Origin of the sequence: Verticiella alkaliphila (assembly GCF_018904615.1) — a bacterium.
GTDB lineage: Bacteria > Pseudomonadota > Gammaproteobacteria > Burkholderiales > Burkholderiaceae_B > Verticiella > Verticiella alkaliphila.
Window position 1 is genome coordinate 161,928 of the sequence record NZ_JADCNH010000003.1, and the last position, 13,191, is coordinate 175,118.

The 13,191-nt window shown below is 67.1% G+C and carries 13 protein-coding genes and 1 pseudogene; 7 read left to right on the forward strand and 7 right to left on the reverse strand.

Features of this window, described 5'->3' with window-relative positions; translation table 11 throughout:
- Window positions 1–102: 102 nt before the first annotated feature.
- Complete coding sequence (locus tag IMZ29_RS03725) at window positions 103–408, forward strand: hypothetical protein (RefSeq protein ID WP_216180650.1); 306 nt, start codon at window positions 103–105, stop codon at window positions 406–408.
- Between the two features lie 147 nt (window positions 409–555).
- On the opposite strand, the gene IMZ29_RS03730 is transcribed toward IMZ29_RS03725, so the two are convergent.
- Genes IMZ29_RS03730 through IMZ29_RS03750 form a run of 5 tightly spaced genes read right to left on the reverse strand, consistent with a single transcriptional unit; the run spans window position 556 to window position 5,210 of the window.
- Window positions 556–1,545 carry a substrate-binding domain-containing protein gene (locus IMZ29_RS03730; protein WP_216180653.1) on the reverse strand — a complete coding sequence of 330 codons (990 nt, stop codon included), beginning with the start codon at window positions 1,543–1,545 and terminating at the stop codon, window positions 556–558.
- 14 nt (window positions 1,546–1,559) lie between these two features.
- Window positions 1,560–2,876, reverse strand: a complete 1,317-nt coding sequence (locus IMZ29_RS03735) for a Rieske 2Fe-2S domain-containing protein (RefSeq protein WP_216180656.1) — start codon at window positions 2,874–2,876, stop codon at window positions 1,560–1,562.
- A gap of 47 nt (window positions 2,877–2,923) precedes the next feature.
- The gene (locus IMZ29_RS03740; protein WP_216180659.1) at window positions 2,924–3,388 is read right to left on the reverse strand and encodes a bacteriohemerythrin; all 465 of its coding nucleotides are present in this window, start codon (window positions 3,386–3,388) and stop codon (window positions 2,924–2,926) included.
- A gap of 21 nt (window positions 3,389–3,409) precedes the next feature.
- Window positions 3,410–4,174, reverse strand: coding sequence for a sulfite exporter TauE/SafE family protein (locus IMZ29_RS03745; protein ID WP_216180662.1), 765 nt, complete (start codon window positions 4,172–4,174; stop codon window positions 3,410–3,412).
- A 10-nt stretch (window positions 4,175–4,184) separates the two neighbouring features.
- Window positions 4,185–5,210: a Bug family tripartite tricarboxylate transporter substrate binding protein gene (locus IMZ29_RS03750; RefSeq protein WP_253206764.1), complete on the reverse strand. Its 1,026-nt coding sequence runs from the start codon at window positions 5,208–5,210 to the stop codon at window positions 4,185–4,187.
- A 108-nt stretch (window positions 5,211–5,318) separates the two neighbouring features.
- Between IMZ29_RS03750 and IMZ29_RS03755 the strand changes: the two genes are divergently transcribed.
- The 5 genes and pseudogenes from IMZ29_RS03755 to IMZ29_RS03775 all read left to right on the forward strand — a co-directional run bounded on the left by IMZ29_RS03755 (window position 5,319) and on the right by IMZ29_RS03775 (window position 9,356).
- Window positions 5,319–6,281: a PDR/VanB family oxidoreductase gene (locus IMZ29_RS03755; RefSeq protein ID WP_216180665.1), complete on the forward strand. Its 963-nt coding sequence runs from the start codon at window positions 5,319–5,321 to the stop codon at window positions 6,279–6,281.
- A gap of 1 nt (window position 6,282) precedes the next feature.
- Window positions 6,283–7,469, forward strand: a pseudogene (locus tag IMZ29_RS23470) (Gfo/Idh/MocA family protein).
- Window positions 7,470–7,539: 70 nt separating this feature from the next.
- Window positions 7,540–8,088 carry a MarR family winged helix-turn-helix transcriptional regulator gene (locus IMZ29_RS03765; RefSeq protein WP_216180669.1) on the forward strand — a complete coding sequence of 183 codons (549 nt, stop codon included), beginning with the start codon at window positions 7,540–7,542 and terminating at the stop codon, window positions 8,086–8,088.
- Window positions 8,089–8,173: 85 nt separating this feature from the next.
- Window positions 8,174–9,058 (forward strand): NAD(P)H-binding protein, encoded by an 885-nt coding sequence (locus IMZ29_RS03770; RefSeq protein WP_216180672.1) that lies wholly within the window; start codon window positions 8,174–8,176, stop codon window positions 9,056–9,058.
- On the forward strand, window positions 9,051–9,356 hold the full coding sequence (locus tag IMZ29_RS03775; protein ID WP_216180675.1) for a DoxX-like family protein: 306 nt from the start codon (window positions 9,051–9,053) through the stop codon (window positions 9,354–9,356). Before IMZ29_RS03770 ends, IMZ29_RS03775 begins: the two co-directional genes overlap by 8 nt.
- A 27-nt stretch (window positions 9,357–9,383) precedes the next feature.
- Here IMZ29_RS03775 and IMZ29_RS03780 read toward each other — a convergent pair whose 3' ends face one another.
- The gene (locus tag IMZ29_RS03780) at window positions 9,384–9,800 is read right to left on the reverse strand and encodes a hypothetical protein (protein ID WP_216180678.1); all 417 of its coding nucleotides are present in this window, start codon (window positions 9,798–9,800) and stop codon (window positions 9,384–9,386) included.
- 338 nt (window positions 9,801–10,138) lie between these two features.
- Here IMZ29_RS03780 and IMZ29_RS03785 point away from each other — a divergent pair, with 338 nt between their 5' ends.
- Complete coding sequence (locus tag IMZ29_RS03785; RefSeq protein ID WP_216180680.1) at window positions 10,139–12,781, forward strand: bifunctional diguanylate cyclase/phosphodiesterase; 2,643 nt, start codon at window positions 10,139–10,141, stop codon at window positions 12,779–12,781.
- Window positions 12,782–12,783: 2 nt separating this feature from the next.
- On the opposite strand, the gene IMZ29_RS03790 is transcribed toward IMZ29_RS03785, so the two are convergent.
- Window positions 12,784–13,128 (reverse strand): hypothetical protein, encoded by a 345-nt coding sequence (locus IMZ29_RS03790; RefSeq protein WP_216180682.1) that lies wholly within the window; start codon window positions 13,126–13,128, stop codon window positions 12,784–12,786.
- Between the last annotated feature and the right edge of the window lie 63 nt (window positions 13,129–13,191).

Sequence of the window (13,191 nt, forward strand, 5' to 3'; positions counted from 1 at the left end):
CATTATCCCGCGCCCGGGCGCTTCCGAGGGTGGGCACGACGATTGCAATCTGTCTGGCACTCGCCGCGACGTCCGTTGCGGCGCCAGACACAGGAGATCGACATGAGCGACCAAAACTCACGCGAGCCCACCCAGAACCCGACGGGCCAGCAACCGCAGCAGCAAAACGCCCAGAACAAGGCGCAGCAATCCGGTGGCGGCCAGCCCGCGAGCGGCCAGCCGCAGGCCCAAGGCCAGCAGGGCCAGGGTCAACAGCAGCAAGCCCAGCATTCCGGCGCTCATGAGGCGCAGGGCAGCGAGCAGGTCAAGAGCCGCAGCGCGGATCCCGGCCAGAGCAGCTACGGCGGCTTCAAGGGCGAGAACCCGGCCGGCCAGGCCATCGAAGACAAGAAGCAGGACAAGCGCTGATGTCTCGTGGGCCGTACACCGCGTGCCACGCGGTGTGGCGAGTCTGACCGCTCGCACGTGATGCGCCCATCGAAAGGCTTGAGCAAAGCCCCTGTATGAAGGCCTATCGGCCGTCGTCGGGGGCTTTGCAACAGGGGCGGTATACCGTCAGATCTTGTACGACTCGAAGGTGGCGGGGTGAAACACCTCGTCGATCGACAGTTGCCGCGCTGACAGACCCTGCCCGTGATGGTGGCGCAGAAAGGTTTCCAGCGTGCGCCGGTTGGCCTCGATGCCATAGGACCAGTAGTCGTCCCCCAGGGTCTCGCGCGCAGCCTTCAACTGTTCTTCCACAAAGGGCAGCGTGATCTTGGTGGCCGATGTGTCCGCCAGGTGCGCAAGCGCCTGGGTCTTGGCCTGGCTGAACGCTTTGAAGACCGCGCCGGGCAGCCACGGGTGCTGGGCCGCCAGCGTCTTGCGCACGCCCACCACGTGCATGATCGGGAACACGCCTGTTCGCGCGTAGTAGTCCTTAGCCACGGCCGTCGGGTCCGGAAACAACCAGCCCACGTCCGGGTTGCGTGCCGCTGCGCCCGAGGGTGGTCGCGGCGCGATGAACGCATCGATCTCGCCGGCGTCCAGCATGTCGGAGATCGTGCGGTCTGCCGGCGCGCTCTCCAGCACCACACCTGGCGGCAGCTGCAGGGCGATCTTCTCGGGGCGTCCGGGTTCGTCGATGCCGCCGCGCACCCAGGTCACCTCATCCGGGCGCACGCCATAGTCGTCCTGCAGCAGAGCGCGCGCCCACACGATGGCCGTGAGCTGGTATTCCGGAATGCCGATCCGGCAACCACGCAGGTCTTCGGGGCGCCGGATCCGGTCACGTCGTACGTAGATCGAGGTATGCCGAAACGCACGCGACAGGAACACCGGCACTGCCACGTACGGACATTCGCCCTTGGCCGTCTTCACGAGATAGCTCGAGAACGACAGCTCGCTCACGTCGAATTCCTCGTTGCGAAAGGCGCGAAAGAACATCTCCTCCGGCGACAGCGTCATGTAGACGGGATCGGCGCCATCGATCTGCACGCTGCCATTGAGCAGCGGACGGGTGCGATCGTAGTCGCCCATGGCGACGGAAAGTTGCAGCTTGGACATGGGGGCTCCGGGGCTCAGCGTTGATCGACGACGTAGGAGGAATCCACGGCCTGCCCGGCCGGCCCCCAGACGGGTTGCGCGGCGTAATCGCGCCAATCGGTGGTCTTGGGCACGATGGCCTGGAACGCGCACACGGCCGTGCTCACGGTGTCCTCGCCCGTGCCGATGGCGGCGGCACCCTCGCGGAACTGGCGCACGGCGTCGATCATCTGACGGCGAAAGGCCACGACGGCCAGGTCGCTTGCGCCAAGACGATCCTTCGTGCGATCGGCAATCGGTCCCATCGTGAGCCACATCGCCACGTCCTGATTCGGAAAGCCCGTGATGCCGGTGAAGTTGCCGGCCTTCATGGCCTGGCGATCCTGCCAGAAATCGTTCTCGATGGTGCGCAGCGGCCGATAGCGCTCGTCCAGATCCACACCCACCGTCTGGCGCAGGAATTTCCGCCAGGTCTGGGTCTCCGGCGTATGGCCAGGCGCCCCCCAGGCAATGAAATAGAACGACGTGTTGGTGTCGTCCATCGGTACATTGACATTGGCGACGTTGTAGAGATTGTTGGGTGGAATCAGCACGGTACCGGGTGCCACGAACACAGTGGAGCGCACGTATTCGTTGGCCGCCGCGTTCACGATCGGGCGACGCAGCGCGGCGTAGCGAAAGCCATAGCCCGTGTTCTCCACCTGCATGCGCGGCGCCTTGTCCGTGGAGGGGCGCAGCCAGTTGTTCTCGGTGGCTTCGGCGCTGCTCACGCGCGCAGGCACCATGTCCGACGAATGCAGGCTGGAGCTGTGCGCCGAATCGATGGCACCTTCCAGAATCTGCGCCCAGTTGCAGGGCACCCACACCTTGGCAATGGACACGCGCGTCTGTGCCGTGGGCGCCCAGGGCGGCGGCACGAATTCGGGCGTCGTTTCGGCTTGGCCGAAGTACGCCCAGATCATGCCGCCCCACTCCTTCACGGGATAGGCCTTGTGCTTGAGCTTCTCGGCAAAGCCACTGGCGGCAGGCTCGGACACCATCTCCAGCACATTGCCTTCAGTGTCCATCTTCCAGCCGTGGTAGAGGCAGCGCAGGCCGCCGTCCTCGTTGCGGCCCAGCGCCAGCGAGGCGCCTCGATGGGGACAGTGCTCGTCCAGCACGCCGACGTTGCCGTCCGAATCGCGATACACCACCAGCGATTCGCCGAAGACGCGGGCCTTGACGGGCGCGCCGTCCGGCTCGGCGACCTCCTCGGCCAGGCAGACCGGCGTCCAGTGCCGGCGCATCAGTTGCCCCATGGGGGCATCGCCTTGCACGCGGCACAGCAGTTCGTTTTCTTCATGAGTGATCATGGCAGTTCTCGTCGAGCAGTCCAGGTACCAACATTATACTTAGATATCTAATCATTGTCAGCCGTCAGACCGGAAACATGCCGGCGCAGCACGATCGGCTTGCCGCCAGCACGCTGCTTGCAGAGCCAATGCGCAAGTGCCGAATCCAGGTGATCCGTATGGGCAGGAAACCAGTCCGCCAGTGCTCGCGCCAGTCGCCGGCAGGCCTGCGTGTCGCTCTGGTCTGCCAGGCGCGCCCGGACGCCTCTCACCGACGCCAGCACCGCGGCATGCTCGTCGATGTGACACCCGCGCGCCGGAAACTGCGAGCGCTCCATCGCGGCGTTCTCCTGGGCGAAGTGCGCCTGGACGTGCTCGGCAAGCGCATCCAGGCAAACCAGCAGGTCGTCGTCGGCCGCACGCAACAGCGCGTCCAGCAACGCGACGAACTCCCGGTGGGTGTCGTCCATGCCGGGATCGCCCAGCAGATAGGCATCCGTCCAGAAAAAGTCGTCGGCGGTCAGGGTTGACATGGGTGTCTCCCGATAGAGGTATCAGCGCAGGATGAGCAGCAGTGCCAGACCGGCCAGGAAGGCCAGGAGCACGCGCCGAAAGGCAAGTTCGCTCAGCCGGCGGCGCAGGCGCTTGCCCAGCGCCATGCCCAGCGCCAGGGGAACCAGGCCCACGGCAGACACCAGCGCTTCGGAGCGCCCCAGCGTTCCGTACACCGCCATGGACGCGTAGAGCGGAACTATCCCGAAGAGGTAGATGATGCTGATGCTGCCGATGAAGACTTCGCGCGGCAGCCGCAGGCCCATGAGGTAGGTGATGATGAAGGGCCCCGTCATCGACGACACCCCGCCCATCGCGCCGGCCAGTACGCCCACGGTGGGTCCCATCCAGCGCTCGCGCGGCCCGGCGATGCCGCTGCCCTGGTCGAGCAGCATGAGCACCACCGCGCACAGGACCGAGGCGGCGATCAGGGTGGTGAGCACCTCGGCCGGCAACGACAGCGCGAGTCTCACGGAGATCAGTGTCGTGATCAGCAGCATCACGCTCAGCGGAAGAAATCGCCTCAGGTTCTCACGCGATCCGCGGCCGTCCACTGCCTGCCATACGTTCGAGGCCAACACCGGCACGGCCAACAGCGCGATCGCCGTCGTGGGCGGCAGCACGAGGGCAAGAAGCGGCACGGCCAGCAAGGGCAGGCCCACGCCGATCGTGCCCTTGACCACGCCGGCGACGACGAAGGTCAGCGCCACGTAGACGAGCAGCCAGGGCGTGGCCAGCAGCTGCGAGAACCAATCAGTATCCGACATGATCCGTGGCCTACTCGCCCTTCACACCGGCGGCCTGGATGGCCGCGCCGTAGCGCTCGGCCTCGGCGGCGATGGCCTTGCGGTAGGTCTCGGGGTCGCCGCCCACCGGCTCGATGCCCAGGCCGCGCATGGTCGTGACCACCGTATCCATGTGCGCGATCTCTGCCACGTGGCGGCTCACCAGGTCGACGACGGCAGGCGGCGTGCCCTTGCGGGCCAGGATGCCCACCGTCGGTGCGAAGTCGTAATCCGGGATGAGCTCGGCCACCGCCGGCACGTTCGGCGCCAGATCGGAGCGCTTGGCGGAGTTCACCGCCAGCAGCTTGACCTCGCCGCGCGAGACGAAGCCCGACAGCGAAGGCAACGCGGAGAACACCATCGGCACCTGGTTGCCCACGAGCGCCGGCACGGATTGTCCGGAGCCGCGGAAGGGCACGTGGTCCAGTTGCAGCCCGAGCGCCGTCTTCATGGCCTCCATGCTCAGGTGATGGCTGCTGCCGATGCCTGACGAGCCATAGGTGAACTTGCCCGGCTGCTTCTTCACCAGGGCGACGAACTCATCCAGCGTATTGGCCGGAAAGCTGGCATGGGCCGCGAGAAAGAGCGGCGAAGTCGCCACCAGCGAGACCGGCTCGAAATCGCGCTGATAGTCGTACGCCAGATTCGGATAGAGGTACGGGTTGATCGACATCATCGAGCCGTCGGTCACGAGAAATGTCAGGCCATCTGCTGGCTGGGACATGAGCGCCTGTGCCGCGATCACCCCGTTGGCGCCCGGCCGATTCTCCACCACCACGGAACTGCCCAGCCGCTCGGACAGGCGCTGGCTGGTGATGCGCGCCACCGTGTCCGGCAGGCCGCCCGGCGCATACGGCACGATGAAGCGGATCGGACGATCGTTGGGGTAGCCCTTGGCGTCGCCCGCGGCAGCCGCGGCGGACAGGGCTGGCAGACACAGACTCATCCCGACGGTCAGGGCCGCGACGACGCGGACCACCGGTTGACAGGATCTCGACACAAGCGCGGTCAAGGACATGGTTGTCTCCGTTCTTCTGGGTGGGTAGGGAAAGTCAGGCTTGCAGCAATATTATTAGAGATCTAATATTATCCGTATCCGCGTTTTCCCGTAGGGAGGAGATTTGTCATGACAATGCCCAAGAGCGACGACGAGCGCCTGCGCCTGAAGGTGGCGGACATCCGCGAGATCGCCCGGGACATCCACCTGATCGAGCTGCGGTCGCCCGACGACGCCCCGCTGCCACCCTTCACGGCGGGCTCGCATCTGGTCGTGGACACACCCGCGGGCGCGGTGCGGCGCTATTCGCTGTGCAATGATCCGGCCGAAGACGATCGCTACGTCATCGCCGTCAAGGTCGATGCCCAGGGCCGCGGCGGCTCGGTGAGCATGGCCGGGCTCAAGCCGGGCGACACGCTCAGCGTGTCGCCACCCGACAACGCCTTCGCGCTCAGCCCCAAGGCCAGGCGTTCATTGCTGATCGCCGGTGGCATCGGCATCACGCCGGTGCTCGCCATGGCGCGGCACCTGCATGCCAACGACGCCCCCTTCAAGCTCGTCTATTGCACCCGCGATGCGGCAGGCACGGCCTTCCTGGACGAATTGCGGCAATCGCCATTCAGCCAGAACGTGGTGATCCATCATGACGAGGGAAACCCGGATGCCGCCTTCGATTTCTGGCCGCTGCTGGAAACCCCCAAAGGGACGCACGTCTACTGCTGCGGGCCGCGCGGCCTCATGGAGGCCGTGCGAGACATGACCGGCCACTGGCCATCGGATGCGGTTCATTTCGAGAGCTTTGGCGTATCGGCCGAGCTCACCCGTACCAATGTGCCCTTCGACGTCGTCCTGCAGGCATCCGGCCAGCGGGTACACGTGGATGCCGACACCTCCATCCTGGAGGCGGTGCGGGCGGCCGGGGTGAGCGTGGCCAGTTCCTGCGAGAGCGGCACGTGCGGCTCCTGTCGCACGCGCCTCGTCGCCGGCGAGGTCGAACACCGCGACATGGTGTTGCTGGACGAGGAGAAGGCCGACAACATCATGATCTGCGTCTCGCGCTCCTGCGGCGGCGAACTCGTGCTGGGGCTTTGACATGGCGCCCGTGCCGCTTCGACTCGGCGTGGTGGGATTGGGCCGCGCGTTCAGCCTGCTCTTGCCCACCTTCCTGCAGGATCCCCGACTGCGCCTGGTGGCGGCCACAGATCCCAACCCTGCCGCCTGCGCGCGCTTTGCCGAGCAGTTCGGCGGACGCGTCCATGCAGACGTGGCGGCGCTGTGCACGGATCCTGAGGTCGAGGCCGTGTATATCGCCACCCCCCACCAGATGCACGCCGAGCATGTCTGCTGCGCCCTGCACCACGGCAAGCATGTGCTGGTGGAAAAGCCCATGGCGATCACGCTCGAGGCGTGCCTGGCCATGGCCGAGGCGGCCGAGGCTGCGCAGCGCGTGCTGATCGTCGGCCCCAGCCACAGTTTCGACGGCCCGGTGCTGCAGGCCTGGCAGCGCATCCGCAGCGGCACCTACGGCCGCGTGCGCATGATCCACGCCTTTAACTACACGGATTTCCTGTACCGGCCCCGTCGCCCGGAAGAGCTCGACACGGCCCAAGGCGGCGGCGTGGTGTTCAGCCAGGGGGCACACCAGATCGACATCGTCCGGTTGCTAGGCGGCGGGCGCGTGCGCTCGGTGCGCGCCCACACCGGCGCCTGGGACCCGGCCCGCCCCACGGAAGGGGCCTACAGCGCCCTCCTCCAGTTCGAGGGTGGCATCTTCGCCAGCATCACGTACAGCGGCTACGCGCACTATGACAGCGACACGCTGCACGACGGCATCGGCGAGATGGGGCAACGCAAGGCGGCCGACACCTACGGCGCCGCCCGGCGCCGGCTGGCGCACCGCCCCGCGCCCGAAGAGGAAGCCCGGCTCAAGGCCGAAGGCAATTACGGCGGGCACGCGCACCGCCTGCCGACCCCGCCCGATGCCCACGCGCACTTCGGACACTGTCTGGTCAGCTGCGACCGGGCAGACCTGGAGATCACGCCCCACGGCGTGATGGTGCATGACGACGCGCGTCGCTGGCTTGATCCGCTGCCGCTGCCCGACGTCCCCCGCGCGGAAGTGATCGACGAACTCTGGGGGGCTCTGCGCGAGGGCGCGCGCCCTTGCACGACGGGCGCTGGTCTGCGGCCACCACCGAGGTCTGCCTGGCCCTGCTGGCATCGGCCCGGGAGGAACGCGATATCATCCTGGAGCACCAGACGGCGCCCTCATCCGCATGAACCGGGGCGAGCCGTCCGCCGCACCCGCGCACTCGCCGGGCGCCGTCCCGCCACCCGAACGACCCCGCGCATGAAAGCCGACGATGACACCCGCGTTCTCCTGAAGCACTGGCACGAGGCCGTTCCTGAAGACCGTCTCGCCCACTTGGTCAAGGACGCCACGCGGGCGCTCGTGCGCGCGCTGCAGATCCGCCTGACGGAACACGCCGTATCCTTCGGGCACTGGACTTTCCTGCGCATCCTGTGGGAGCAAGACGGTGTCACGCAACGTGAGCTCAGCGCACAGGCGGGCGTCATGGAGCCCACCACGTTCGCTGCCATGAAGGCGATGGAAGCCCTGGGCTACGTGGAGCGCCGGCGCCGTCCGGACAACAAGAAGAACGTGTACGTCTACCTGACGCAGGCGGGGCGTGCGCTCAAGGACAAGCTGGTGCCGTTGGCCGAGGAAGTGAACCAGATCGCAGTGGATGGCACGACGGCACGCGACATCGCCACGACGCGCAAGGTACTGCTCGCGATCATCGAGAATCTGGCCCGCGACGAGGCCCGCTTCGAAGCGCTGGATCGGCGCATGCCATCGACTCAGCACGTGGCAAGGCTGGTGGCCGAGCCGCGCTGAGGGCGTTGACAAAGGCACGGGATTTGCTCTTGAGTGCCTCCTGCACCTGCGTTCGCCACAGGGTGCCTGCCTGGAGTCTGCCCCCATGAAAGTGCTTCTCACCGGTTCGACCGGCTTCATTGGTTCACGCCTGCTGCGCGCACTGAATGCCGCCGGGCATGAGGTCGTGTGTCCCGTGCGCCGCGCCAGCAAGCGGGAGACGCACGCACCAGGGATTCACCTCATCGAACTGGATTTCGCCAAGGCCACGCGAGCGGCCGATTGGCAGGCCGCGCTGGCTGGGGTCGACGTGGTGATCAACGCGGTCGGGATTCTTCAGGAGCGCGGCCCGCAGCAGTTCGAGACCCTGCACTATCTGGCGCCTTGCGCCCTTTTTCAGGCAGCGAAGGAAGCCGGCGTGCGCCGAGTGATCCAGATCTCGGCCCTTGGCGCCGATGCACAGGCCGAGAGCGCCTACCACCTGAGCAAGAAAGCCGCGGACGACTGCCTTGCCGGGCTGGACGTGGACGCGGCCATCGTGCAGCCCTCGCTGGTATTCGCGCCGGGCGGTGCCAGCGCACGGATGTTCACCTTCATGGCGGGCCTGCCCGTGATCCCGCTGCCAGGGCGTGGCGACCAGCGCGTACAACCCGTCCACCGGGAAGACCTCGCGGCCGGGGTCATGGCGCTGGTCGAGGGCGCGCCCGTGACGTCGTCCGACCGTCGCGTGCCATTCGTCGGCCCGGCTCCCATGACCCTGCGCGAATTCTATGGCCGCCTGCGTCTGGCGCTCGGCAAGGGCCGGGCGCGGTTTCTGTCCATCCCTGCCCCCATCATCGCGGCCAGCGCCTCGGCCGGCTCGCACGTCCCCGGCATCCTGCTCGACAAGGACACCTGGGGCATGCTGCAGCGGGGCAATACGGGCGATCCCACCGCGCTCACGGCGCTGATCGGGCATCCGCCTCGCGCTGTGGCAGCGTTCTTTGATTGACGAGATCGACACTGGGCGACTCCAACGTCGCTTGCGTGTGCTGCGCGCCAGCCTGGGCGCGCTATGGATCGGCACGGCCCTCGTCTCGTTCGGCCTGTACCCCGTCCAGGCGAGCTATGACCTCCTCGCGCGCGCAGGCGTGCCGCCCGAACTTCAAGGTGTCGCGCTGTACGGGGCCGCCACGCTGGATCTCGTGCTGGGTATCCTGACCTTCGTGCGTCGCGGACGATCCTGGGATTTCCTGCCTTCATCGCGTTTCCTGACCATTTTCTATCTGATGGTCTTTCGGTCCGCGTGAAGACGGTAAGTCGACGCGGACATGACGTCAGCGCGTGGAATTGCCGGTAGGCACGTCGGCTTGCTGCGCGTTGCCCGAGTTCGAGCCTGATGCGCCTGTTGCCGGACTCGTGGAATGGGCCTTGCCCCCGCTCGTGTCGGCGCTGTTGCCCGCGCGGCTGGCGTCGGCTTCGGTGGACCGCATGCCCTGATGCTGATCCCGGCCCTGCTCGCCGCCGGGTTGCGCGTGGCGACCCGCTGCCGCGCCCATCCCCTCACCGCCCTGCATGCCCGGTTGCGTGTCCGTGGAACCCGGCCCTGCTGGAGCCATGGCACCCGAGCCGCCCGTGGCGTCGTTCGCGGTGCCGGTCGCGGCAATGGCGATACCGCCCAGCAACACGGTGGCTGCCATGAGCGCTCCCCCGGCCCAGCGGCGGGCACGATGTGTATCTTGCGTTTGCGTCATCGATCCTCTCCTGTGGAAGGCTGGCGTTGCGCCAGCGCCGTTTGCGCCGCAACCCCTGTTCCACCCCGATCCGGCGTCATTCCTGGTGCCAATACGCCCGATTTGCCGTCAGGCTTGCAACGGCAGAGCAGGAATCGGTGCACAGGTGCGGTCAATTCGCGCCGTGGCCGGGCCCGTGCGCCTGCTGGCCAAGGAGATGTCGCTGGACGAAGTGCGACGCGTGCCCATCGCTGCGGCACTGGAATTTTGACGAAGCGGCGCACGAACCCTTAGTTTTGGCCGGAATTGCCGTTATAAATGGTGAGGTGCGCCCGTTGCACTTCCATTCACTGACCCCCATGGCACCCGACCGCGGCTTTCCCTCGGTACATCCCTCGTCGCCCACGGCGCTGCTGGCGGCACTGCATCAGACCATGGCCATGGCCGAGTTCCTGGCCGATGGCAGCCTGGTGATCGCCAATCCGCGGTATCTGGAACTTCTCGGCTACACGGCAGAGGCTGCGGCGCTTCTCACCCACGAGGATTTCTGCGACCCGGCTTTTGCCCGTTCGACCGCCTATCGCAGCTTCTGGGCGACGCTGATGTCCGGCCAACCGGTTTCCGGCGTGTGCGAACGACGGCGCCGTGATGGCGGCACGTGCTGGCTGCAGGCCACTTACTCGCCACTACGCAGCGCGCAGGGCGAGATCATCCGGGTGCTGGTCGTTGCCACCGACATCACCCAGCAGCGGCTGCGCCAAATGGCGCTGCTGGAACACACCCGCCGGCTCTCGCTCGTGGCCGACACCACCGATACCGCCGTCGTCATCGGCAGCGGCGGCTGGCGCATCGAGCACGTCAATCCCGGCTTCACGCGGCTTTTCGGCTGGCGCGCGGACGAGCTGCCCTACCCGGGCCCGCTCGGTCTGCCTGCGCCGCACGTGTCCCCCACGCAGTGGGATGCCGTACGTGCGGAACTCAAGGCGGGGCGACCCGTGCGCCATGAAGACATCCTGGTCGGCAAGAACGGGCAGCGCTACTGGGTCAATGCGATGACCAACCCCGTCATCGACGAGAGCGGGCAACTCATCAACACGGTCTCCGTGCTCACCGACGTGACCCAGACCAAGATGTACGAGGTGCTGCAGCACCGGGCGCTGGAAGCCATGGCGCGCGAACAGCCGCTCACGCAGGTGCTCGACACGGTATGCCGGGAAGTCGAGCGCATCGTGCCCGAGATCACCGCCTCCATCCTGAGCCTGGACGAGCATGGCTGCCTGCAGCCCCTGGCAGCCCCGGGCCTGCCCGAATCGTATTTGATCGCGGTGCGTGGCCTGGCCATCGGGCCAGCGGTAGGTGCATGTGGCACGGCGGCCTACCGCAACGCGCCCGTGCTATCCCGGGATATCGCCACTGATCCGTCATGGCCGGCAGACTTTCGGGCCATTCTGGTGCCCCTGGGCTTCGTGGCGTGCTGGTCCACCCCGATTCGCTCAAGCGAGGGCGGCGTGGTCGGCACGTTCGCCTTCTACTTTCGGGACGATGCGCGCCCCGACACTTTCCTGCGCAAAATCGTCAATGCCTGCGCGCATCTGTGCGGCCTTGCCCTGGAGCGCGAGCGCCAGCGTGTGCGCATCCGCCAGCTGGCGTTCTACGACACGCTGACGGGCCTGCCCAATCGAAGCCTGCTCTTTGCGCAGGCCGATCAGGCCGTGCGCGCGGCGCGCCATGCGAACGATTCGCTCGCCGTGCTCTTCCTGGATCTGGATCGCTTCAAGCAGGTCAACGATTCGCTCGGTCATCCGGCGGGAGACGCCCTGCTGCGTACAGTCGCCACCCGCCTGGGCGAGTTGCTGGGCGCGGCGGATTTCGCCGGCCGGCTCTCTGGCGATGAGTTCGTCATCGTGCTGCCGCAACGCACGGCGCCGCAAGCCGAAGCCATCGCCGCGCGCATCGTGGCCTTGTTGGGCGAACCCTCGGCCATTGCTGGCATATCGCTCGCCTGCTCCGGCAGCATCGGCATCGCCATGTTCCCCACCGACGGCGAGGACATGGAAACCCTGCTGCAATCCGCGGACATGGCCATGTACCAGGCCAAGTCGGCGGGACGCGGGCAGGTGGCGTTCTTCAGCCCTGGCATGAACGAGGCTGCGCAGGAACGCCTGGCACTGGAGACCGCCCTGCGCGAAGCGCTGGCTCAGCGCACGCTGGAGCTGCACTACCAGCCGCAGATCCTGATGGACGCCGGGACGCTGCATGGCGTGGAGGCGCTGGCCCGCTGGCCGCGCTCACGCTGGGGTAACGTGCCGCCATCGCGCTTCATCCCGCTCGCCGAAGACGCCGGCATCATGGGCGCCTTGAGTGCCTGGGTGCTGGACGAAGCCTGCCGGCAGCTGGCCGCGTGGCGCGCCGACGGGCTCGCGGTGCCTGCGATGTCGATCAATCTGTCGCCCACGAGCTTCCAAGACCTGGACCTGCCGGCCAGTATCCGCAACGCTCTCACGCGACATGGGTTGCAGGCTGCGGACCTCACGCTGGAGATCACCGAAGGCATCATGCTCAACGCGAACGCCAGCACGCTGCGCACCATGGCAGAGATCCGGGCCCTGGGGGTGCAGCTGTCGATGGATGACTTCGGCACGGGCTATTCGAGCCTGAGCTATCTGCGACGGCTACCCGTGAACGAACTCAAGCTGGATCGCAGCTTCGTGGCGGAGCTCGAGCAGGATGCCACCGCACGCACGCTGAGCGCGGGGATCCTGGGCCTGGCCCACAGCCTGGGGCTCAAGCTGGTGGCCGAGGGGGTAGAGACCCCCGCGCAACGCCGCGTGCTGCAATCGCAGGGCTACGCGGTGGCTCAGGGTGCGATCTACACGATGCCGCTGCCGGCAGCCGCGCTCGTCGCCTGGCTGCAGGCGCACGGCGTCTGCATGGCGCCCATGCGAACGGGGCGGGCGTCTGCACGCACCGCCCTGTCTTCGGATCACGGTCTGCCGGGTTGACGTCAGCGGGCGGCTGCGCCGCCTGCCGTGCCGTTCTCCTTGGTATCGCGGCCGGCTTCCATGCGATCGGCCGAGGAGGCACCGAGCTCGTCACGGCTCGGGGCGCTGCGCAGCGTCTCGGGCACGTCCGCCACGGCGCCGCTCCCCTCGGGCGCCTGGGTCGGGCCGTCACGGTGCGTGTCTTTCGCGTTGGGCAGGCGCGGTTGTTCGGCTTGGGCCGGCGTCGCAGCTGGCTCCTGGGAGGGATCCGTCGCCGTCGGCGTGGCCGCCATCGCAGCGCCTGCGCCCAGGACGAGGCTGGAGAAAGCGGCCAAGGCGATGCGCTGGACGGAAGTAGACGTGGTCATCAAAAAGCCTCCAGAGATATTCACAGGACGGGCCGGAGTTCAGCAACCGGCGTTCCCATGCGA